The organism is Flavobacterium sp. 140616W15, from assembly GCF_003668995.1.
GTDB lineage: Bacteria > Bacteroidota > Bacteroidia > Flavobacteriales > Flavobacteriaceae > Flavobacterium.
This window is the reverse complement of the sequence record NZ_CP033068.1, coordinates 2,415,319-2,439,875: the sequence shown is the minus strand read 5'-3', so window position 1 is coordinate 2,439,875 and position 24,557 is coordinate 2,415,319. Positions and strand designations below refer to the sequence as shown.

The following is a 24,557-nucleotide window of genomic DNA, read 5'->3' as shown; positions in this document are numbered from 1 at the left end:
TAATAAAAAGTTATCAATTTTCCTTCAACTTTAAGAAATCGTGATGATTATGCAAGTTAATCTTTAGATAATAATACCAATTTTAAATTTTTTAATTTAATTCATAAAACTTACATTTGCTCAAAACTAATTACAATGGCGGGAAATAGCTACGGAACACTATTTAAAATTACAACATTTGGAGAATCACATGGGGAAGCTTTAGGCGGAATTATTGATGGTTGTCCTTCTGGAATAACATTAGATCTTGAGGCAATTCAGTTTGAAATGTCTAGAAGAAAACCAGGACAATCGGCAATAGTAACTCAACGAAAAGAACCAGATGATGTGCAATTTTTATCAGGGGTTTTTGAAGGAAAAACTACTGGTACTCCAATTGGTTTTATTATTCCGAATACAAATCAGAAATCAGATGATTATTCGCATATAAAAGATAATTACAGACCTAGTCATGCAGATTACGTTTATGATAAGAAATATGGCTTTCGTGATTACCGTGGTGGAGGTCGTAGCTCTGCTCGTGAAACAGCCAGTAGAGTAGTTGCAGGAGCTATTGCGAAACAAATGTTACCAAATATTAAGATTAATGCTTATGTTTCGTCAGTAGGACCAATTCATTTAGATACGCCATATCAGGAATTGGATTTTTCTAAAATAGAAAGTAATCCCGTTCGTTGCCCTGATGAAGTAAAAGCGGCAACGATGGAAGAATATATTAGAGATATAAGAAAACAAGGAGATACCGTAGGTGGTGTTGTGTCATGTGTGATTCAAAATGTACCTGTGGGTTTAGGTGAACCTGTTTTTGATAAACTACATGCAGAATTGGGGAAAGCTATGCTTTCTATTAATGCTGTAAAAGGTTTTGAATATGGAAGTGGTTTTTCGGGGTCAGAAATGAAAGGAAGTCAACATAATGATTTATATAATACTGATGGAACTACCAAAACCAATCTATCTGGAGGTATTCAGGGAGGAATTAGTAACGGAATGGATATTTACTTTAGAGTAGCTTTTAAACCTGTTGCAACAATTATGCAAACTCAAGACTCATTGGATAATAAAGGAAATATCACACCAATGACCGGTAAGGGGCGCCACGATCCATGTGTTGTTCCTAGAGCTGTACCAATTGTTGAGGCTATGGCAGCAATAGTTCTTGCAGATTTTCATTTGATAAACAAAACATATTAGAGAAATACGTAAGACAGGAGAGCGTCTTATATTTAATTAATAAAAAAACACTTGATGAATAATAAAACAGAAACCAAAAAAACATCTTTTTTCAGAGGCCTAACTGGGCAAATTCTTATCGCAATGTTTCTTGGTGCTACATTAGGTATTATATTGCATAATACAATTTCACATGAAGCAGCAGTAGAGTTTAGTAATAAGATAAAGATGCTAGCTACTATATTCATTCGTTTGGTACAAATGATAATTTCTCCCTTGGTGTTTACAACTTTAGTTGTTGGAATTGCTAAATTAGGGGATATAAAAACAGTAGGTAGAATTGGAGGAAAAGCTTTAGCATGGTTTTTTACAGCTTCTTTTGTATCATTGTTAATAGGGTTGTTTTATATCAATATCCTTCAGCCAGGAGTTGGGTTAAAATTAGATCATGTTGATATGACTGCGGCGACTGAAGTAACAGCTAAAACAACAACTTTATCATTTGAAAATTTTGTTGAGCATATCGTTCCTAAGAGTATTTTTGAGGCAATGGCAACTAATGAAATATTGCAGATTGTTGTTTTTTCTATATTTTTTGGATTAGCAGCAGCTTCATTAGGAAGCAGTGTGAAACCTGTTATAAATGCTTTAGACAAAGTCTCACATATTGTTCTTAAAATGGTAAACTACGTAATGAACTTTGCTCCAATTGGAGTTTTTGGAGCCATTGCTGGGGTATTTGCAGTAAGAGATGCTGGAGAATTAGCGATTACATATTTTAAATTTTTCGGATCATTTTTAATCGGGATTAGTTCTTTGTGGGTTGTTTTAATTTTAGTAGGTTATATTTTTCTAAAAGGGAGAATGACTGAATTATTAAGACGTATTACTGGACCTGTTGCAATTGCTTTTGGGACTACAAGTAGTGAAGCTGTTTTTCCTAAATTAACTGAAGAGTTAGAGGAATTTGGAGTAAAAGATAAAATTGTTTCGTTTATGTTGCCGTTGGGTTATTCTTTTAATCTTGATGGTAGTATGATGTATATGACTTTTGCAAGTATTTTTATTGCTCAGTTCTATGGTATACATTTAGACATAGGAACTCAAATGGTAATGCTTTTGGTTTTAATGTTGACAAGTAAAGGTATTGCAGGAGTGCCAAGGGCTAGTTTGGTTGTTGTTGCGGCTACATGTGGAATGTTCGATATTCCTATTGAAGGAATTGCTATAATCCTGCCAATTGATCACTTTTGTGATATGTTTCGTAGTGCAACAAATGTATTAGGAAATGCTCTTGCGACATCGGTAGTAGGAAAATGGGAAGGTGATAAAGAAATTAATTTTGATGCTCCTGAGGAGATTGATAGTTAACTGAAAGAGATTTAAGGAAGGACATTTTTATCAAGAGGAGATATTCTTCTCTGTTTATAATTATATTTTAAGGAGTTGTATTTTATTTATAGAATACAACTCCTTTTTTTTATTTTTAAATGTATATTTGATAAAATTTTATCTATTTATGCCTGTAAATCGTATTCTTTTTGTTTTTTTTTGGATGATTTGTTTAGGGCAACCAGTATTAGCAAAAACAGAATTACCATCTGAGGATGAAATTTTAAAAACCACTAATGTAGCGCTTAAGTATTTAAAAGAATCCGATTTGAAAAATCATTGATTGTTTCACGTGTTGCATTGCAACAAGCATTAATGGCTAAAAATAATAACTTAATTGCTGTCTCATACAATATTATTGCTACAAATTACAATGAGTTTTCAGAATTTGACAAAGCAATATTCTACTATAAAAAAGCGCTTTCCTTTGCTAATAAAACAACTAATAATGTTTTAAAAAATAGAATTAATAATAACTTAGGTAATGTGTATTGTTTTGAAAAAAAACTATACAAAAAAGGAATAGAGTATTATATAAAATCTCTCGAGTACAGTAAAAAAGAGAAAGATACCGCACTTGTTTATTTAATTAATTTAAATATTACATGGGCGTATTTTGATATTGACGAATTTAAATTAGCCCAACCATATTTTGATTATATAAAGGAGCATCATAAGGAGCGATCCAATAAGTCAACAATTGTTGTGTTTAATATGCTTAACGGAATGTATTATTCCCATATTAAAGATAATGCTAAAGCTCACAGTTATTTTATTGAAGCAATTAGACGCGGAATTACTGGTGCTGAAAAATCGGACTTATTGTATTCGTATATTGAGTATTCTAAGTTTTTGGATAAAATTGGAGATCACAAAAGCGCGTATAAGTATATTATCAAGCACAATGAAATAAACGAAAAAATATATAATGAAGAAAAATTAAAAAAAGCAGAAAGAGCAGGCTTTAATCTAGAATTAGATGAGTATAAAAGACAGATTGGTAAAATAGAAATTGAAAAAAGACTTCAAGATCAGAGTTTAAAGAAATCTAGAATAATAGTTTTATTATTTATTTTAACGTCATGTATTTTTCTGATTTTAATAGTTACGCTGTATAAAAACGTTATTTTTAAAAAGAAGTCCAATGCAAAGTTGTTATTTGCAAATGAAGAACTTATTAAAGCCAAAGAGCAAGCAGAAGAAGCTTCAGTTCTTAAAACACAATTTATATCTACAATCAGTCATGAATTAAGAACACCTTTATATGGTGTTGTAGGAATAACTAATATGTTACTGGAAGAACATAAAGAATTGGCAAGAAGTCAGCATTTGAGTTCTTTGAAATTCTCTGCTAGGTATTTATTATCTTTAGTTAATGATATTCTTCAGATCAATAAAATTGAAGAAAATAAAATTGTACTAGAAAGCTGGACTTTTAATATGTCTGATGAGATTAATATGATTAAAAATTCGTTGTCTTTTTTATCTCAAAAAAATAACAATCAGATTACTGTAATTATTGATCCAGATATCCCAGAATATTTAATTGGCGATAAGTTGAGATTTTCTCAAGTATTGATGAATTTGGTGAGTAATGCTTTAAAATTCACTAAAAATGGGGAAGTCTATATTATCGCAAATTTGGTTGAAGTTATTGGTAAAGCAAATTTTATTGAGTTTCAGATAAAAGACACTGGGATGGGAATTGCTGTTATTGATCAGGATAAAATTTTTGAGAAGTTTGTACAAGTCGGTAGGAACGAAGAAGATTATCAAGGAACAGGTCTGGGATTAACAATTGTAAAACGATTGTTGGGGCTATTTGGAAGTACTATTTCGTTAGAAAGTAATATCGGAAAAGGCACGGTATTTACATTTACAATCGTTTTTGAGCATGATTTAGAGAAAACAAAAAGTATAATTAATGAAATTCAGGTTGATTTAACTTGCAGTCAAATGTTTAAAGTCTTAGTTGTTGAGGATAATTTAATAAATCAAATTGTTACTAAAAAAATTATTGAAAAGAATAATTATAGCTGTACAGTTGTTGATGATGGGTATGCTGCTTTAGAAATATTAGATATAGAGGATTTTGACGTTGTTTTAATGGATATTAATATGCCAATGATGAATGGGTTTGAAACAACACGCAAAATACGCTTAAAAGGCATAAAAACGCCTATTGTGGCTTTAACGGCTTTTGATAAAGATGAAATTACTGATGAAGCAATTTCTGCAGGTATAAATGACATTATAATTAAGCCTTTTGAATCTGTAAAATTATTCAAGATTATAAATTGTCTTATTGTAGAAACAAAAAACGTTGGTTAATACCAACGTTTTTTGTTTTGTTTAGATGCATTTGATTTTCTTGATTTATGTGCTCCACCGCTTCGGTTTGAGTTTTTAGGCTTGTCTGTTGCAGTTGCTTCTGGACTTCCAGCGTGCCATTGGTAAGGATGATCAGTTACGGTTTTTACATCAACTTTTATTAGTTTTTGGATGTCTTTCCAATACCCATGCTCGTCTTTGCTACAAAAAGAAATCGCAATCCCTCCGTTTCCAGCACGACCTGTTCTACCAATTCGGTGAACGTATGTCTCAGGAATATTTGGTAAGTCAAAATTGATAACATACGGCAATTGATCAATATCAATTCCACGTGCTGCAATATCTGTAGCTACAAGAACTCCAACTTCTTTATTTTTGAAAGCATCAAGTACGCGTTGTCTTGCGTTTTGAGATTTATCACCGTGAATTGCTTCGGCAGCGATATTGTTTTTTCTAAGTGCTTTTACAACATTATCGGCTCCATGTTTTGTTCTAGAAAAAACCAAAACATTAGACAATTCTTCATTCTTTATTAAATGATATAGTAAGTTTCTTTTTTCTGTTTTTTCTACAAAATAAACACGTTGTTCTACATTTTCTGCTGTAGATGATACAGGAGAAACTTCGACTTTTGCAGGATCTTTTAAGAACATTTCAGCTAGTTCACGAATTGCAATTGGCATTGTAGCCGAGAACAATAATGTTTGTCTGTTTTTTGGAGTAAGTTTTACAATCTTTTTTACATCATTTATAAAACCCATGTCTAGCATTTGATCAGCTTCATCTAACACTAAAACATGTAAATGATCTAAATCTAAGAATCCTTGTTTTTGTAAATCAAGTAATCTTCCTGGTGTTGCTACCAAAATATCTACTCCTTTTTTAAGAGCATCTACTTGTGGGTTTTGAGATACTCCGCCAAATATTGTAAGCTGAGTTAAGTTGGTGTATTTAGCATAAGTTTCAAAACTTTGTCCAATTTGTACGGCCAACTCTCTTGTAGGTGTTACTATAAGTGCGCGAATTTGTTTTGCCTTTTTTGATGAGCCTACAATTCGGTGTAATTGATGTATGATAGGAATAGCAAATGCTGCAGTTTTTCCAGTACCTGTTTGAGCACACCCTATTAAATCTCTTCCTGATAATACAATAGGAATAGATTGCTCCTGGATAGGAGTAGGGTTTGTGTAGCCTTCTTCAAATACGGCTTTTTGTATACTTTTTGAAAGTGATAAGTCTTCGAATAACATATTTTCGGTATTAAGAATTTAGTTTTAAGTACTAAATTTCTGTGCAAAGATAGGTTTATTCAGTTAATCGTTTATTTGATTATAAGTTTATTTGGTAAATGATGGTATTAATTAGATTTTTTGATAGTTAGATTTTATGAAATCTGTAACTAAATAGCCTATTAGTTTGCCTATTAAATGATTGTTTTTTTCTTCGCCTAAATCAGGTGCTCCCTCACAGATATGAATATAAGCAGCGTTTTGATGTTGTCCAAAATAAGATATAAACTGTCGTAATTCTTCAATAGAAAAACCACTTAGGGTCATGGCACTACTTGCAATATTAGGAATTGCATCCAAATCTATCTCAATCCCGTAGATATCTGTTTTCACAAAGTCTAAAGCAAATTGCATTTCGGCATTGAAGTCCTTTTCTTTTCGAATTTTTACGCTGTCATAGGTGTTATATCGAACGCGGTCTTCTATTTTTTTGATAATATCTAACACGCTTTTTGAGGTATAATTTTCGTGTAGACCAAATATGAAATATTTTTTTAGGAATCCTTCTTCGTAGGCATATGAAAATCCATTACCACTATGTCTTCCTTCTAGAATTCTAAAATCAGAATGTGCATCAAAATTAACTGCATTTATAGGTTTGCCATGAGCAAGAGCGGCACCTTTTATGTTTCCGTAGGCATTATTATGACCTCCGCCAATGATAATTGGGATTTTTCCTGCTTTGATAACGTTAAATATGACATGTGAAACTTCTTTGTCAACTCGCTCTACAAGTTGACTTAGTTTTGATCGATCATCGATGTCATTGAAATCAAGATGTTCTACTTCTTTCATTTCTTGGCGTACATCAATTTGTCCTAAAACTACAATATGATTGCCTTTGCAAAATCGATTGTGTTGAATGTTTGCAATACTCTTTATGGCGCTATCCCAAGCAGATGCAGCTCCAGGTCTTCCGTAGTTGGCGCGTATACCAATATCTTCAGGAATTCCTAAAAGAACATATTTTGCTTCGCAATTTTTAAGAAAATTAATTACGTCAGTACCTTTTGGAACTATAAGCATTTTTTCACCAAATTTTATTTCACCACTTCTGTGATTTGTAACTTTGGCTAAGTCGTTAATAGTAAAAGGGATTAGTTTTTCCATAAAAAAAATATATTTCCCAAAAATAATATATTTGTAGCAACTTACGTTATTAGCTTATATTAATTATTAAATTTGTTTATAAAAATTATTAAAAATATGGAAAATCAAAAGAACAACAACTCAAGTCTAAAGGCAGTAATAGCGGTTTTAGCAATTTTATTGGTAGGTAGCTTAGTGTATATATTTAAGATGACATCTGATTCTGATGTTGTTAAAAATGAGCTTACTACAACATTAACAGAAAAAGAATCTGTTATGAAAGATTTACAAGAGTTAAAAGCAACTTATGATGCTGCAATTGCAGAAAACACATCTATGTCTGACGAATTAATTCAAGAAAGAGACAAAGTAGTTGGTTTAATGGATGATTTGAATAAAACGAAAGGTGATGTATCTAAGTTTAGATCTCAAGTTCAAGCTATGCAAGGTAAAATGAAAGTTTTAGTAGCTGAAAACGATGAGTTGAAAAAACAAAATGGTGTCTTAACTGTTCAACGTGATAGTACAATTGTAGTTCTAGGAGAGTCTAAAAAATTCAATGAAGTATTAGTTGGTCAAAATGAAGAACTAGCTAAAACAGTTGAAAAAGGATCTAAATTATCTATTCTAAATACAAAAACGGCTGCTTATAAATTAAGAAGTTCAGGAAAACAAATTGAAACAGATAAGGCTAGTAGAGCTGATGTATTGAAAATTAGCTTTACAATTGCTGAAAATCAAATTGCTAAATCTGGAGATAAAACTTATTATGTGCAAGTTATCGATAGTAAAAACAATGTTTTAGGCGATAAAAAGACAGAATCATTTGGTGATAAATCTTTAGTATATAGCTTTCAAACAAAAGTTCAATATGAGAATAAAACAGTTGATGTGTCTGAAGATTTACCTGGTAAAAACTTTGAAAAAGGAACTTATTTTATCAATATTTTTGATAATGACGAATTAGTTTCTAAATCTAGTTTCACTTTAAGATAATAAAAAGTACTTAATATTAAAAAGGGCAGTAAAACTAATTTTACTGCCCTTTTTCTTTGAAATTTATTATCTAGATTTTCTTTTTTTATTCTGACTATCTTCTAGTTTTTTTAATGCTTTTTCTTGTTTCTTCGCCTTTAAATCTTTAGTAGATACTTTCATATTATTTACCTTAGCCATGATCTTAATTTTTTTTTAATTATTTAAATAGTTTAAAAAGAACCGTGATCCTAAAATTTATGGGAATAAATAAAACTTTATATAGCGAGTATCATTGTCCAATTAGTATTGGGAATGATTGGAATGTAAAAAAATAAAGTTTATAGGATTCAATAAGCACACTCGCGGGTGCTTAATAATTCGGGAAGATTTTTAATTTAAATGAATTAAGAAACGTAACTGTAACGTTGACATTAGGAACCATGAATATGCTAGTATTGAAACCTTTTTGTTTCAAGCTAAATTTGCATAAATCAATTATGTTACCTAATGTGTTCATAAGAAAAAAGCTATTTTTTAAAAAGTAAAGATACTGACTTATTTACTTGAAACCAAGTCTAAGTTGTTCTTTTAGAGTTTTTTAATGTAATTGAGCTTTTGCTTGGTTTTTGTATCTGTTATTTAAAAATTTCTCCTTCAATAAAAACACTTTCTATTAAATTACTAGCAAAAGCATAAGGCAGTTGATAATATGAGGTAATAGGTTTTGTGATTATTAGATTGGCTTTTTTGCCTATTGTTATGCTACCATGAGTATCTGAAACTCCCATTGCATATGCTCCATTTATTGTAGCAGCATTAATAGCTTCTTCGGGTGTCATTTTCATCTTGATGCAAGCAGTTGCAACAACAAAATTCATATTACCTGATGGAGTAGAGCCGGGGTTGTAATCTGTGGCTAATGCTAAAGGCAATCCTGCTTTTATCATTTCTCTAGCAGGCGTATATGGAATACTTAGGAAATAAGAGCATGATGGTAATGCTACCGGCATCGTTTCGGAGTCTTTTAAAGCCTTAATGTCCTTTGGAGTCATTATTTCTAGATGATCGACAGAAAGGGCTTTATATTTGACCCCTGCTTGTATACCGCCAATTGAGTTGAATTGATTCACATGGATTTTTGGTGTTAATCCATTTTGAATACCTGCTTCCATGATTTGTTCAGTTTCTTCAACAGAGAAATAACCTGTTTCGCAGAATATATCAACGTAATCAGCTAGTTTGTTTTTGGCTATTTCAGGTAACATTTTGTGGATAATCTCATCGATATATCCTTTTTTATTTTCTTTGAATTCTAAAGGGAATGCATGTGCTCCTAAAAAAGTTGCTTTTATAGTTACAGGATAATTTTCGTTAAGTTTTTTTATGACTCTCAACATTTTTAACTCTCCATCAACAGTAAGTCCGTAGCCTGATTTTATTTCGACAGCTCCAGTTCCTAATCGTATTACTTCTTCTAGTCTAGCTTTGGATTGGCTGTATATTTCGTCTTCTGAAGTTTCGTTAAGTTTTTTGGCAGAATTTAAAATTCCGCCACCACGATTAGCGATTTCTTCATAAGAAAGTCCATTTATTCTATCTACAAATTCTTGTTCTCTGTTGCCAGCATATACAATATGAGTATGACTGTCACACCAGGTAGGAAGAATCATTTTTCCTGTGGCATCAATAACAGAATCGGCTTTTATTTCTGGAATATTTTCCATTGTACCAAAGTCTGCAATTAGATTGTCTTTTAAAACTAAATAAGCATTTTTTAGGGTTGGAAGAATTGCCATTTCGGCACCAGAAACTTTAGAAATTGAAGTTTCTCGAACTTGTATTAGCTCTTTTATATTGATGATAAGGGTTGTCATGATTTATTTTGTATTATTCAGAAACAGTTATTTCAAACATTTTATCCCAGTTTTTACCTGTTACAAAAATGGTTTTTGTTTTTGGGTTGTATGCAATTCCGTTTAGAACATCATCGATTGTTATGCTTGGGGCTAATTGCTTGCGTAACGCTGACATATCTAAAATTCCTTCAACAGCACCGCTTGTCTGGTTTACAACAGCGATAGCATCTTTTTGGAATACATTTACATAGAATTTTCCGTTGATTAATTCTAATTCGTTTATGGCTTTAATTTTAGAGCTTCCTGAGTAAACATTGATGTAATCAATCATTTTTTGAGTATCTGGATCCATTTTCCAAATCTTTTCAGTTCCATCTCCTTGATAGATGTATTTACCGTCATTTGTCATTCCCCAACCTTCAATATCTTTATCGTATGGGAATGTTTTTATAAGTTTTAATGTATTGATGTCATATATAAAACCTGTTTTTTCTTGCCAAGATAATTGGTAGAGTTTATTGTTGATGATGGTGATTCCTTCTCCAAAATATTTACTATCTAGTGTTATCTCTTTATATACTTTACCTGTTTTGTAATCGTATTTTCTAAAATAAGAATCTCCTTTTTGTCCTGTACTTTCGTAAAGGGTATCTCTAAAAAACTCTAAACCTTCAGTAAATGCTTTTGCGTCGTGTGGATAGGTGTTTACAATTTTATATTTTAATAATTTTGGTTGTACGCTTGAAACTAATTCGATTCTAGAAGTTGCTTCTGAATTTTCTCCACCAAAATAAACTACTGCTTTTAGTTTTTGATATCCTAGTTTTTGATCTTTTAGTTCAAAGTTTACTTTATTTAATCCTTTTACCGATCCCACTTTTTTATCGTTTACAAAGTATGCAATGCTATCGATTTGTTTCGAATCTGGATTCAAAACTCCCAAAGAAACGGATTGATTTGTAAGAAAATGTACTGGAAAGTTAGAATCTTCAAAAGAAAATATAGAATTTTCACCTTTTTTTGTCTCTTTACATCCAATTAGTGTTGTTGCTAATAAAATGAAAGATAGGATGTTATGTTTTTTCATAGTCTAAAATTTGTAGTAGGCAATATACAATGTTATTTTTATAGGCACAAAGCTCTTGCAAAAATATAAAAAGATTGTATATTTGCACCGGCAAGTCCTACACGATCTGCTCCTGCAGACTCCCCCAGGATGGGAACATAGCAAGGGTAAGTGGTTGAGCGATGCGATGTAGGTCGCTTGCCTTTTTTTATTTAATCTGAATTTTATTCAGATTTTTTTTTGAAATTAATTTAAATGTGGTCTTCCTTCGGGGAGATTTTTTTATTTTTGGACCTTACTAAGTTATATCATTTTCTCTGAAAGGGTATTCAATTAGCTAAATACTTATTGTTATATAGCTTTTCATATTTAATCAATAACATATAATCTACAATATGAGTAAAGTAGTGCTGATTACAGGCGGATCTTCGGGAATTGGAAAATCTATTGGTGAATTTTTACATAATAAAGGATTTGTGGTGTATGGAACGAGTAGAACTCCTGAGAAGGTTTTAAATTCTGTTTTTCCTTTAGTCGCTTTGGATGTTCGTAATGTGGAGTCAATTAAGACCGCTGTTGCGAAAATTATTCAAACTACGGGGCGTTTAGATGTTGTTATTAATAATGCAGGTGTTGGGATTACTGGCCCTTTGGAAGAAATTCCAACTGAAGAAATCAAAAATAATTTTGAGACTAATTTTTTTGGTCCTATTGAGGTTATGAAAGCTGTTTTGCCACAAATGCGTGAGCAAAAATCAGGATTGATTATTAATATCACTTCTATTGCTGGATATATGGGATTGCCTTATAGAAGTGTTTATTCGGCTTCTAAAGGGGCGCTTGAACTAATTACTGAAGCTTTACGAATGGAAGTGAAGTCTTTTGGTATTAATATTACCAATGTTGCTCCAGGGGATTTTGCTACTAATATTGCTGCTGGTCGTTATCATGCTCCTGTAATAAAAGGTTCTGCTTACGAAACGGTGTACGGGCGTACGCTTGAAACGATGGATGAGCATGTTGATACGGGTGGAAATCCTAATGAAATGGCTGAAGCGATTTACAAAATTATGCAAGCCAAAAATCCAAAAGGACATTATAAAGTGGGAGCGTTTATGCAGAAATTTTCTATTGTTTTGAAGCGCATTCTTCCTGATAAAGTTTATGAAAAGATGTTAATGAATCATTATAAGTTGTAATTTTGTAATGATATTGCGTGAGGGATAGGAGTAAACTACCGAAGTAGTGCGTATAGCCCGACCAGATTTACGAAAGGCGCCTAATAAGCGGTTTGTAGATGGCGCATTTAGGAAATTGGGTCACGCCCAAATATTGGAACACAATTAAATATAATACATATGAAATTTTTTATTGACACAGCTAATTTAGCTCAAATTAAAGAAGCACAAGCATTAGGTGTTTTAGACGGAGTTACTACTAACCCATCATTGATGGCTAAAGAAGGAATTACTGGAAAAAATAATATTTTAAAACATTACGTTGACATTTGTAACCTTGTTGAAGGTGATGTTAGTGCCGAAGTTAATGCTTTGGATTATGACGGAATGATTAAAGAAGGTGAGGAATTGGCTGAATTACACGAACAAATCGTGGTTAAATTGCCAATGACGAAAGAAGGAGTTATGGCTGCGAAATATTTTTCTGACAAAGGAATTAAAACAAACGTAACTTTGGTGTTCTCGGCTGGACAGGCTTTATTGGCTGCTAAGGCTGGAGCTACTTATGTTTCTCCTTTTATTGGTCGTTTAGATGATGTTTCTACAGATGGTTTAGCGCTTATAGAGGAAATTAGATTAATTTATGATAACTATGGTTATGAAACTGAAATCTTAGCTGCTTCGGTACGTCACACTATGCATATTGTAAATTGTGCAAAAATTGGTGCTGATGTTATGACTGGACCTCTTTCTGCAATTTATGGTTTATTGAAACACCCATTAACAGATATCGGATTAGCGCAGTTTGTTGCTGATTTTGAGAAAGGAAATAAATAGTTTTCCTTTAATTTATTTTAAACCGCCTTGCTTGTAAAAACTTGGCGGTTTTTTTATGCTTTTTAGTATCTGATATAGGATGAAAATGATTGATTTGATTTTTTTGGGGTTACCAAAAAAAATGAGATCTTTTTTTAATGAAGTATAATTTTATAAAAGTATAAATTGAACTCTTATATATGTTTAAAAACTATATCTTGGTAATTTATGGCTTAAGTTAAATCTTAAGTTTTCCAAGAAAAAGAAACTTATTATGTCGATAAAGAACCATTAAAAAAACAACAAATGATAAAAAAGCAATTTACGTATGTTTATTTTTATTTATTTATAGGATTATGTATTTCTTGTAAAACATCAGTGCCATATACTCAAAATGAAAAACTAGATTTGGTTAAACGATATAAAAATGATCAAGAAATTCAGCAATATGACTTAAAAAGATTAGGTGATAAAAAGTATTTTGATTCAATAAATAAAGTTGCGGAAATAGTTTTTCAAGAGAATACTAAAATAATAAAAGAATATTTTAAGAATAAACAATTTCCTGGAATAAAAGAAAACGGTAAAGAAGTGGCTCTTAGTTTTTGGGTAATCGTTCAGCATTCGGATCATGATATTGTTTTCCAACAACAGGTTTTGAAATCAATGAGAAAAAAATTAAAAAGTAAAGATGTCAGTCGTAGGAATTATGCTTATTTATATGACAGAGTAGCAAAAAATAAAAAACAGAAACAACTTTATGGTACTCAGGTTGTTTGGGATACAGGTTTTCCTGTTCCATATTCATTAAAAGAACCTGAAAAATTAAATAGATTAAGAAAAGGTATGGATTTAGAGCCTATAGAAGAATATCTATCTTCTTTTCTGAAGTAATAATTAAACAAGTATTTATTAAAAGGAGTTGTTTTATTTTAAGCATTGACAAATTAGATAAAGGTTTAAGTAAAAAAAAAAGTCCCATTTTGCAATGGGACTTTCTCTATTTTTATTGGTGTTTATTAGTGACCACCTGATAATTTTTTGTCGAAATTTATTCCTTGTTTTTTTAGTATTCCGCTTACTTTCCAAGCGTAAAATGCAAGGTAAGCAAAACATAAAACACCAATGATGTAACTAGCTTGGATTCCGATACTTTCAGAAACGTAACCTTGTAACCAGCTGATAACTCCACCACCCATGATCATCATGATTAGGAAGCTACTTCCTTGGCTGGTGTTTTTTCCTAGTCCGCTTACAGCTAATGTAAAGATACAAGGCCATAATGTACTACAGAAAAGACCAACACTAGTAATTGCGTAAACGCTGACCATACCGTGAGTAGACATACCAATTGCAAGAGCAATTATTCCTAGTGTAGAAAATATAAGTAACATTCTAGCTGGATTTCCTTTACTTGCGATATCAGCAGCAATAAGTACTAAAATGATTAATCCGTAGATATAGAATGGTGTTAAATCGTGTTTAGCGATTGCATTTACTCCTAAGAATACACCAAATGCTAAATATGGAGCTAAGAAACGTAATATTTTTTGTAAGCTAAGGTCATTTGTGAATGCTTCAACAGCACCTGTCCAACGACCAATCATTAAACTCGCCCAGTATAATGAGATATATGGTGCTACTTCGTGCGTTAAAAAACCTAATTTGGTTTCCATATAAGCTGGTAAGTTACTCGCTGTAGATACTTCAACTCCTACATACAAAAAGATTGCAACCATCCCCATTACTAATTGTGGGTATTGTAAAGCTGATTTTTTTGCAATTGAGCCTTCGATTGCGGCATCTTCTTGTACTAAAGCAGGTCTGTCTGGAAGAGATGAGAATTTTAATAATATAGCTACCAATAAGAAAGCAAATCCTAGGATTAAATAAGGAATTTTTACACTTTCGATACTTAAAGTTGTTGTTTTATCAACACTTGATCCAAAGATGGCAAAGCTCACGATTAACGGACCAATTGTTGTTCCAAGATTGTTGATACCACCTGCTAGAGTTAAACGCTGTGAACCTGTTGAAATAGGGCCTAAAGCGATTGCTAGTGGGTTTGCAACTGTTTGTTGTAATGAGAATCCTAATGCTACAATGAATAAACCTGATAGCATTAATGGAAAAGATCCTGTATTTGCGGCTGGATAAAATAATAAAGTTCCTAAAGCTGATATTACTAAACCTAATGATAAACCGTTTTTGTAACCAATTTTGTTAACTAAATCTTCTTTAATTAAGTAAGAAATCCCCATGTATATTAAAGATCCAACAGTATAAGCTATGTAAAATGCCAATGATACTAACTGACTCTCTCCTTGTGATAAATTAAAGGCTGTTTTAAATACTGGGATTAATATATCATTACTAGCTGCAACGAATCCCCAGAAGAAGAATACGACCACTAGAGGAATAAATTGTCCCCATTTTGTTTGTACATTTTCTGAACTCATAATGTGATAAGGTTAATTTTATTTGTTTTTATTTGTTTTTATTTGTTTTTTGACGAGCGTAAATATATTTGTTAACTCGATGAAAAAAAAATAAAACGGGACAAATAATGTTAAATTTATACCAACGGCATGAATTATTCAACAAAGTGTTATTTTTTGAATACGTAAAACAGATGATTGTGAGTGGTTTATTCTAATATTTTGCTCTTTACATCTTTGCTATAATTCCTACCTATTGGCAAAGTGAAAGATTGAATTTGTATGCGATTTCCTTCAATAGATTTTACTTTATTGACAGCAATTAGATATGATTTGTGAATGCGCATGAATCTATCAGCAGGTAACTCATCCGACAATGCAGTTAATGACTTGTGTGTGATGTACGTTTTATCAAGAGTTATAACCTTAATGTATTCTTTCATTCCTTCTACAAATAAAATTTCATCAATATTTATCTTTATCATTTTTTTATCTACTTTAATAAAAAGATGTGGTTCAACACGATGATTTTCAACTTTAATGTTATTCTTTAAATTGTATTCGGTTGTGATTTTATTGATGCATTTTATAAATCGAGGTAACGGAATAGGTTTTACTAAATAATCTAGTACTTCAAGGTCATAACTTTCTGCTGCAAACTCCCTAAAAGCAGTAGTTATGATAACTTTAGTTTTATTTTCTATTAAACTAATGAGTTCAAAGCCGGTCATCATTGGCATATTAATATCCAAGAATACAGCATCGACACTATTATTGTTTATAAAATCTAGTGCTTCAAGTGCGTTAACAAATGTACCGGTAATTTCAAAATCGGTAAAGTTTGTAAAATAGTTTTGTAGAACTTTGATTGCTAATGGTTCATCGTCAATCAATACGCATTTAATCTTCATTATTAATAGGTATTTGCAAGCGAATTATGTAATAATTGAATTTAGTTTTGTATTCTAAATTGTAACAGTTTTTATAGATTAGTTTTAGTCTCTTTTGCGTGTTAGCTAAGCCAATCCCTTTTTTTGTCTTAAGATTTTGTGAATGTACAAAATTATTTATTACTTCAAAATCCAGAGTTTTGTTATCAATGATTTTGCAATTTACTTTTATTTTTAAATTAGGATTATTAAGCCCTCCATGTTTAAAAGCGTTTTCTATTAATGAGATGAATATCAATGGAGGAACCTCTACTTCGTCTATATCTGATTCTAAATTGATACTAAGTTCAACATTTTCGAATCGGAGTTTTTCTATTTCAACGTAATTATGGATGTAATCTATTTCTTGAATTAATTTAACAGATTTGGTTCCTTTTATGTCATATAAAACATATTCCATTAATTTTGAAAGTTTGATAATTACATCTGGCACTTTATCTGATGATTCTAGTGATAATGCGTATAAGTTATTTAGAGTATTAAAGAAAAAATGAGGTTGTATCTGGTTTTCTAGATATTTTAATTTTATTTTAAATTGATTTTCTCTCAATGATCGATTTCTTTCTCTTTCTCTCAACCAAGTAAGTGTTAGATAGACAGAAGATGCCATCGCAACTACGTATAATTCACCAATGCATACTGCAACGATATGATTTATTTCAAAAGGTTTGTATTCTCGATTTGCTTCTGGCCAAATATCTTGTGATATTATATAATAGGTAAGAGCAGTTTTTATTAAATAAATAGCAAACAAGCTCAGCATTAAGCTAAATGTATATTTTATATATTTTGATTTTAAGACATAACGTGGTACTAAAACAAATAGATTAAAATATACTAAAGGTATATGTAATGAAAACTCAATGAGATTTGATTTAAATGAATAAGGGTAGTCATTAAAGTAAGCTCCCCATCTTAAAAAATTTAACAAAAAGTAAACACTCCAAAACCATAGGTGATTTTGTAGTTTAATATCAAATTTCATTTTATTAATCGTATTCACTTATTTAGTAGGTTTTTGATGGCTAAGAATATTTCTGCAACTTTAAACAATTAGTTAGTAAAATCAACTATTTTTTGAGTAAAACTTTAAAAAAAATATAAAATACGTCATATTTTCGGTATGAAAACGTTTTCGTATAGCGTATTATTGATTATTTTGTGTCGTTCGTTTAAAGTTTGTTGCTGTTGGTATAATTTATTTTTTTTAACAATCCCTTAAGAATAAATTTACACCATAACTAACAAAAATAAATAAACATGAAAAAAATTTTCTTAATCTTTATGATTGTTTTTACGGCGCAAGTTTCACTTGCTCAGGTAAAAAATATCAAAGGTGTGATTACAGATTCTGATGGAATGCCGTTGCCAGGGGCTTCTGTTGCAGTTCAAGGAGGGCAAAGAGGAGCTGTTACCGATTTTGACGGTGTGTTCTCTATTGAAGCTCAAAAAGGACAAACATTGGTTTTTACCTATGTAGGTTTAGAAACACAAAATATTGTAGTTGGAGATGCGACTACAATTAATGTTAAATTAAAATCAGCAGCTTCGAATATATTAAATGAAGTTGTTGTAACTTCACTAGGTATCAAAAAAGCAAAAAAAGCTTTATCATATTCAGCTCAAGAGCTTAAAGGAGAAGAGTTAACTCGAGTAAAAGATGCGAATCTTATTAATACGGTTGCTGGTAAAATTGCTGGTGTTGCTGTTACTAAAAGTTCTTCTGGTACTGGAGGTACTACTAAGGTAGTAATTAGAGGAAATTCTTCTTTTGTAAATAATCAACCTTTATATGTTATTGATGGTATTCCATTATTTAACTCAAGTGGGGTGCAACCAAATGGTACTTTTGGAGATTTAGCAGGAGGTAACAGAGATGGTGGAGATGTTGTGTCTTTGATAAATCCTGATGATTATGAAGGAATGACAGTTTTAAAAGGTGCCGCAGCTTCTGTATTATATGGTAGTCAAGGTGCAAATGGAGTAATATTGTTATCTTCAAAAAAAGTAAAAGAAGGTTCAGAAACTTTTAATGTTAACTCAGTAAGTACTTTTGAAAGTGTTGCTTATTTGCCTAAATTTCAATCTGATTACACTTCTAATGTAGGAGATCCAAGAACTTGGGGAGCAAAGCAAAAAGTAGAAGGAGATATAAAAGATTTTTTTGAAACAGGAAATACACAAATTACTTCAATGTCTTTTTCAAAAGCAACCGAAGGTAATTCTACTTCTTTAACTTATGCTAATACTACTGGTTCAGGAATAATGCCAGGTAATGGTTTGAAGAAAAACAACTTTGGAATTCGTCAAACAAGTAAATTTTTTAATGATAGATTGAATGTTGCTGTTACAGCAAATTATGTGTCTCAAAAAATTGATAACAGACCAGTAAATGGGATATATTTTAATCCAATTACAGGAGTTTATGGTCATCCAAGAGCTTTTTCTTTAAATGATTTAAAGAATTATGAAGTTTTTAATCCAGTTACAAATATGATGACGCAAAATTACCCAGGTTTTGCTGTAATTAATGAAAATAACGAAAATCCGTATTGGCAAATTAATAAGCAAAAGTCTGTAGATACTAACAATTTTTTTAATGGATCGATTGCTTTAGATTATAAGGTTTATGATTGGTTTCGTTTAACTTCAAGATATAGCTACAACAGAAACGAAAGTAATTTTGTAAAAGGAATGCATGCTGGTTCAGCTGTTTCTTTAGTTCATCCTACAGGAAGATATATTGATGTTACTACAGTTGGTATGCAAAATTATGCTGATTTTATTGCTTTAATTAATACAAAAATCAACGACGATTTTAGTTTTAATGGAACATTTGGAGCAAGTATTAATAATTCTAAATCTCGTGGTATTACTCTTGATTCAGGAATTGGTGGAGGACTTGCAAATGATAATATCTTTACTCTTGGAAACTTTATTAATAACAACGGAAATTTTCAATCAGGAGCTGAAAGAGAAGTTCAATCAGTATTTGCTGCTACAACTTTTAGTTACAAAGATTATTTGTTTTTAGATCTTGCAGGAAGAAACGACTGGTCTTCTACTTTGGTAAATACTGATAATCCTGATTATTTTTATCCTTCAGTTGGTTTAACAGGTATTATTAGTGAAATGTCAACAATGCCTGACTTCGTTAATTTTGCTAAAGTTCGTGCTACTTATGCAAAAGTTGGTAATGATATTGCCTCTACTATGACTAGTCCTACATCTAATGTTATCGCAGGTATTCCTTTAAACCCTACTGTAGGGCCTAAACGAGGAACATCTCTAAGAAATGAATTGAAATCCGAGCTTGAGCTTGGTACAGAGTGGAGAATGTTTAATAACAGATTAGGATTTGAACTTTCTTACTACAATTCGGATACTAAAAATCAATTTCTTCAAGTTCCAGCAGATCCTACTAATCCTGATGGTTTTGCAAACTATGCAATTAATGCTGGTAGTATTTCAAACAAAGGTTTTGAGGTTGTTTTATATGCTGATATTATTAGAGGTGCTAAATTTGGTTGGGATACTAGAATTAATTATTCACAAAATAAGAGTAAAGTGAATGATATTCCTTCTGAAACGAATAATGGAAGAATTGTACTTACTGATCCAGGATCAAATTCTTATAGATACTCATTAATTCAAGGAAGACCTTTTGGAGTAATTGAAGGAGTTAATTTCAAAAAAGATGCTCAAGGTAGAATATTGATTAATAATGATGGAACAATTCAAAGAACAAGTTGGGAAGAAGTAGGTAATGCAAATCCTGACTTTATGTTAAGTTGGTCAAATACATTTAAGTTTGGTTCATTTACAGCTAATATCTTACTTGATGGACGTTTTGGAGGTGATGTTCTAAGTTTAACCGAAGCAATGAATGATTTTAATGGTGTTTCAAAAGCTTCAGGAGATGCTAGAAATGCTGGAGGAAAGCAAATTAATGGTGTAAGAGCTAGTGATGGAACTCCTGTAACTTCAATGGATGCTTTTGCTTATTATACAAATACTGCAGGTAGAAATGGAGTAAGTGGAGAATATGTTTATAACGCTACAAATGTAAGTGTAAGAGAAATATCTGTTGGATATACTTTTAACAAAAAAACATTACCATTTGTTCAATCGGCTAGTATATCATTAATAGCAAGAAACTTGTTCTTTATTTACAAAGATGCCCCTTTTGATCCAAATGTAGCTTTAAGTACAGGAGAAGGTTTACAAGGTGTTGATGTTCTTGGAATGCCATCAACAAGAAGTATTGGTCTTAATTTAAACTTAACTTTCTAATCTTACAATCATGACATTAAATTTAATAAAAAAGTCAGCAATATGTTTCTCTTTACTTGCAGCTGTTAGTTGTACAGATAATTTTGAGGAATTAAATCAAAATCCAGTAGGTGCAACTACAGTGGATTTAGAACAAAACTTTAATAATATAAAAGGGTTAATTAAACCTGCATTTACTAGGCTATATATTTCTGATATTACATGGCAATATCAGTTACAACAAAGTTTAGAAGCAGATGGATGGTCTGGATATATGACTACTCCAAATGATTTTGATGGCAATAATAATCATAGTTATTCTTTGAGAGATTCATGGAATTCATATGCATGGGATGATGCTTATGTAAGCATTATTGCAAATCTTTATAAAGTAGAACAAAGAGCAAAAGGAAAATACGATCAGTTTTATGCTTGGTCACTTATTGTGAAAGTTGCTACTATGCAAAGAATAACAGACATGTATGGTCCTGCTGTTTATTCTAAATTTGGAGGTGATGGTGCAGCAATTTATGATTCTCAGCAAGATATCTATAAACAAATGTTTAAGGATTTAGATTTTGCAGTAAAAGAGTTGACAACAAGAGCTAATGCTAATGAGGTTTCAAAGTTTACTCAGACAGATTTGTCTTCATGTGGAGGGAGTTATTCTCAATGGGTTAAATATGCTAATTCATTGCGTTTAAGATTAGCGATGCGTATTTCTAAGGTAGATCCAATCTTAGGTAAGGCAGAAGCAGAAAAAGCAATTAATCATGCCACTGGTGTTTTTACGACGAATAAGGATGTAATGAAAATTAAATCTCCATTAGATCTTAATGTGATAGAACAAATGAGTCATGCTTGGGGAGGTTTGTTTATGGGTGCAGATATGGAGTCTATCTTAGGAGGATACGGAGATCCACGTATAGCTAAATATTGGGAAACATCTAAGGTTTCTCCTGGAGAATATAAAGGAGTTAGAACGGGGATTCTTTATCCAACTCCATCTACATATGCTAAATTTTCACAAACTGGTCCAAGAACCAGAACAGGTGAAGTTACTTGGATGTCAACTGCTGAAGTATATTTCTTAAGAGCCGAGGGTGCCTTGAGAGGATGGAATATGAATGGTAATGCAAAAGATTTATATGAGTCTGGTATAAAAGCTTCTTTGAGCAAAATGGAGCTGAAGGTGCTGCAACTTACATTACAGACAATGTTAAAGTTGCTAAAGATTATGTAGATCCACTTAATCCTGCAAATAATGCAGTTGCAGTAAGTAAAGTTACAGTTGCTTGGGGAGCTTCTAAAGAAATTAATCTTGAAAAAATTATCACTCAAAAATGGATTGCTACTTATCCTGATGGGCAAGAAGCTTGGTCTGAATTTAGAAGAACTGGATATCCTAAATTATTCAGAATTACAAATAACAGAAGTGGTGGTTTAATTAGCACTGAGTTAGGAGTTCGAAGATTACCTTTTTCTCAAGCAGAAGCTGCAACCAATCCTAAAGGTGTTGCATCTGGAGTTGCGGCACTTGGTGGTCCAGATAACGGAGCAACTAGACTTTGGTGGGATACTACAGGTCCTAATTTCTAATAAAAAAAACAAATTTTTAAGAAAGAATGTAAGTGGCATAAGTAATGTAAATTACTTATGCCTCTTTTAAACGCGCATGTCTTTATAATAAATATTATAATAAATAAAAAATGAGAAGTGCTATAGAAATTAAACCAGACATTAGCTATAAAAGTGCTGGTAAATTTGAAGAGACACGATTTGAAAAAATCCACAACGAAATCTTCAAGAATTCTACCGAAGCATCGATAATTGTTGCGCAGGAAATTGCTCAATTAATTAGATCAAAGCAAGAAAAGAACAAATCTTGTGTACTAGGTTTAGCCACAGGTTCTTCACCTATAAAGGTATATGAAGAATTAGTTAGAATGCACAATGAAGAAGGATTGAGTTTTAGCAATGTTATCACTTTTAATTTGGATGAATATTATCCGATGACTAAAGAAAATAATCAGAGCTACCACCATTTCATGCATCAACATTTGTTTAATCATATCGATATCAAACCAGAGAATGTAAATATTCCAGATGGTACTGTTTCGATTGATGAATTGAATCAATATTGTATTGATTATGAAATGAACATTAAGAATGCTGGAGGACTAGATTTTCAATTATTAGGAATTGGCCGTACAGGGCACGTAGGATTTAACGAGCCGGGATCGCATATAAATTCAGGAACACGTATTATTACTTTGGATCATATCACGAGAGTAGATGCTTCTTCCGATTTTAACGGGATTGATAATGTGCCAAAAAGGGCCATTACAATGGGAGTATCTACAATTCTCAGATCCAAAAGAATAGTACTTATGGCTTGGGGACAAAACAAAGCCGATATTATCAAGAGAACCATTCAAGGTGATATTAGCTCTGAAGTTCCAGCAACATTTTTGCAAAATCATGGTAATGCAACTTTTGTTTTAGACCAATCAGCTGCATCTGAACTAACTCGTTTTAAAACGCCATGGTTAGTTGGTGAGTGTATTTGGAATCAGGAATTAAAAAGTAAAGCGATTGTTTGGTTGTGTCAAAAAACAAAACAATCTATTTTAAAATTAACCGACAGAGATTACAATAATAACGGAATGTCCGATTTATTGGCTCAAGAAGGTTCTGCTTACGATTTGAACATTAATATGTTCAACGTATTACAACATACGATTACAGGATGGCCAGGAGGTAAGCCCAATACTGATGATTCACATCGTCCAGAGAGAGCTAATCCAGCTAAGAAAAGAATTATCCTTTTTAGTCCCCATCCAGATGATGATGTTATCTCAATGGGAGGAACATTCTCAAAATTAATAAAACAAGGGCATGATGTGCATGTTGTATATCAAACCTCTGGAAATATTGCCGTTACTGATGATGAGGCGTTAAAGTTTGCTGAGGTAAGTAATGATTTTTTTGCTGATTCAGACACAAAAATAAATTTCAAATCGGTGATTGATTTTCTAAATAACAAGTCAGAAAATCAAATTGATTCCTTGGAAGTAAGAAAGTTAAAAGGACTTATCCGCCGAAGAGAATCGTATGCCGCTACGAGATATATTGGGTTAAAAGATGAAAATACTCATTTCCTGGATCTACCGTTTTATGAGACAGGACAAATTAAGAAAAATCCGTTAGGTCTTGAAGATATTGCTATTGTAAAAGACATTATCGACCAAATAAAACCACATCAGGTATTTGCAGCAGGAGATTTAGCAGATCCGCATGGAACGCATGAGGTATGTTTGAATGCCATTTTTGCTGCAATGAAGGAACTAAAACCACAACCTTATATGGATGATTGCTGGCTATGGTTATACCGAGGTGCTTGGCACGAATGGGATATTCATGAAATAGACATGGCTGTACCGTTAAGTCCATCTGAAGTATTATTAAAACGTCATGCTATTTTATATCACCAATCTCAAAAAGACAGAGTGATGTTTCAAGGTAATGACTCAAGAGAATTTTGGGTTAGAGCTGAAGATCGTAACAAAAACACAGCGATTTTATACGATGATTTAGGTCTTGCAGAATACGAAGCAATCGAAGCTTTTAAACGTTTTGATTATTAATAAGCTTTAAAGAGTATTTAGAATAATTTAAGTTACAAAATTCAGATGATAATCTCAGCGATAAAGAGGTTCAAATTGGTTT

General features: G+C 31.8%; 16 protein-coding genes, 1 other RNA gene and 1 pseudogene. 11 read left to right on the top strand and 7 right to left on the bottom strand.

The genetic code is table 11. From position 1 onward, the window contains the following. The first annotated feature begins 135 nt into the window (after positions 1–135). The 3 genes from aroC (at position 136) to EAG11_RS10325 (ending at position 4,896) form a co-directional block, all read left to right on the top strand. The gene (gene aroC, locus EAG11_RS10335; protein WP_129539105.1) at positions 136–1,194 is read left to right on the top strand and encodes a chorismate synthase; all 1,059 of its coding nucleotides are present in this window, start codon (positions 136–138) and stop codon (positions 1,192–1,194) included. Between the two features lie 54 nt (positions 1,195–1,248). Further along, a complete protein-coding gene (locus EAG11_RS10330) occupies positions 1,249–2,544 on the top strand; it encodes a dicarboxylate/amino acid:cation symporter (RefSeq protein ID WP_129539104.1) in 1,296 nt (431 codons plus the stop codon). A gap of 300 nt (positions 2,545–2,844) precedes the next feature. Continuing rightward, entirely contained in the window at positions 2,845–4,896 is a 2,052-nt protein-coding gene (locus tag EAG11_RS10325) for a response regulator (protein WP_242499343.1), read from the top strand. Here the strand turns inward: EAG11_RS10325 and EAG11_RS10320 are convergent. Together EAG11_RS10320 and EAG11_RS10315 are read right to left on the bottom strand one after the other, a co-directional pair. Next, complete coding sequence (locus EAG11_RS10320) at positions 4,893–6,146, bottom strand: DEAD/DEAH box helicase (RefSeq protein ID WP_129539103.1); 1,254 nt, start codon at positions 6,144–6,146, stop codon at positions 4,893–4,895. The two genes, EAG11_RS10325 and EAG11_RS10320, sit on opposite strands and share 4 nt — an antisense overlap. 111 nt (positions 6,147–6,257) lie before the next feature. Continuing rightward, the gene (locus EAG11_RS10315) at positions 6,258–7,295 is read right to left on the bottom strand and encodes a formimidoylglutamase (RefSeq protein ID WP_129539102.1); all 1,038 of its coding nucleotides are present in this window, start codon (positions 7,293–7,295) and stop codon (positions 6,258–6,260) included. Between the two features lie 96 nt (positions 7,296–7,391). Between EAG11_RS10315 and EAG11_RS10310 the strand changes: the two genes are divergently transcribed. Beyond that, positions 7,392–8,270 (top strand): hypothetical protein, encoded by an 879-nt coding sequence (locus EAG11_RS10310; RefSeq protein WP_129539101.1) that lies wholly within the window; start codon positions 7,392–7,394, stop codon positions 8,268–8,270. Positions 8,271–8,887: 617 nt separating this feature from the next. Here EAG11_RS10310 and hutI read toward each other — a convergent pair. Both hutI and EAG11_RS10300 read right to left on the bottom strand, forming a co-directional pair. Continuing rightward, on the bottom strand, positions 8,888–10,126 hold the full coding sequence (hutI, locus tag EAG11_RS10305; RefSeq protein ID WP_129539100.1) for an imidazolonepropionase: 1,239 nt from the start codon (positions 10,124–10,126) through the stop codon (positions 8,888–8,890). Positions 10,127–10,139: 13 nt separating this feature from the next. After that, a complete protein-coding gene (locus EAG11_RS10300) occupies positions 10,140–11,195 on the bottom strand; it encodes a glutaminyl-peptide cyclotransferase (protein ID WP_129539099.1) in 1,056 nt (351 codons plus the stop codon). Positions 11,196–11,283: 88 nt separating this feature from the next. Between EAG11_RS10300 and ffs the strand changes: the two genes are divergently transcribed. The 4 genes from ffs (at position 11,284) to EAG11_RS10280 (ending at position 14,062) form a co-directional block, all read left to right on the top strand. Then, positions 11,284–11,381: signal recognition particle sRNA small type (ffs, locus tag EAG11_RS10295), an RNA gene on the top strand. Between the two features lie 188 nt (positions 11,382–11,569). Continuing rightward, positions 11,570–12,373: an SDR family oxidoreductase gene (locus EAG11_RS10290; protein ID WP_129539098.1), complete on the top strand. Its 804-nt coding sequence runs from the start codon at positions 11,570–11,572 to the stop codon at positions 12,371–12,373. A gap of 159 nt (positions 12,374–12,532) precedes the next feature. After that, on the top strand, positions 12,533–13,189 hold the full coding sequence (gene fsa, locus EAG11_RS10285; protein ID WP_035620438.1) for a fructose-6-phosphate aldolase: 657 nt from the start codon (positions 12,533–12,535) through the stop codon (positions 13,187–13,189). A 285-nt stretch (positions 13,190–13,474) separates the two neighbouring features. Next, the gene (locus EAG11_RS10280; protein ID WP_129539097.1) at positions 13,475–14,062 is read left to right on the top strand and encodes a DUF6624 domain-containing protein; all 588 of its coding nucleotides are present in this window, start codon (positions 13,475–13,477) and stop codon (positions 14,060–14,062) included. Positions 14,063–14,187: 125 nt separating this feature from the next. Here the strand turns inward: EAG11_RS10280 and EAG11_RS10275 are convergent, their stop codons facing one another. From EAG11_RS10275 to EAG11_RS10265, 3 genes are all read right to left on the bottom strand, one after another. Continuing rightward, entirely contained in the window at positions 14,188–15,627 is a 1,440-nt protein-coding gene (locus EAG11_RS10275; protein WP_129539096.1) for an MFS transporter, read from the bottom strand. A 188-nt stretch (positions 15,628–15,815) separates the two neighbouring features. Beyond that, entirely contained in the window at positions 15,816–16,517 is a 702-nt protein-coding gene (locus tag EAG11_RS10270; RefSeq protein ID WP_129539095.1) for a LytTR family DNA-binding domain-containing protein, read from the bottom strand. Further along, positions 16,507–17,541, bottom strand: a complete 1,035-nt coding sequence (locus EAG11_RS10265) for a sensor histidine kinase (protein WP_242499342.1) — start codon at positions 17,539–17,541, stop codon at positions 16,507–16,509. The genes EAG11_RS10270 and EAG11_RS10265 overlap by 11 nt, the downstream gene beginning before the upstream one ends. A 275-nt stretch (positions 17,542–17,816) precedes the next feature. Between EAG11_RS10265 and EAG11_RS10260 the strand changes: the two genes are divergently transcribed. From EAG11_RS10260 to nagB, 3 genes and pseudogenes are all read left to right on the top strand, one after another. Continuing rightward, positions 17,817–20,849 (top strand): SusC/RagA family TonB-linked outer membrane protein, encoded by a 3,033-nt coding sequence (locus EAG11_RS10260; protein ID WP_129539093.1) that lies wholly within the window; start codon positions 17,817–17,819, stop codon positions 20,847–20,849. A gap of 10 nt (positions 20,850–20,859) precedes the next feature. Beyond that, positions 20,860–22,427, top strand: a pseudogene (locus EAG11_RS10255) (RagB/SusD family nutrient uptake outer membrane protein). A gap of 110 nt (positions 22,428–22,537) precedes the next feature. Further along, on the top strand, positions 22,538–24,475 hold the full coding sequence (nagB, locus tag EAG11_RS10250; protein WP_129539092.1) for a glucosamine-6-phosphate deaminase: 1,938 nt from the start codon (positions 22,538–22,540) through the stop codon (positions 24,473–24,475). The last annotated feature ends 82 nt before the right edge of the window (positions 24,476–24,557 follow it).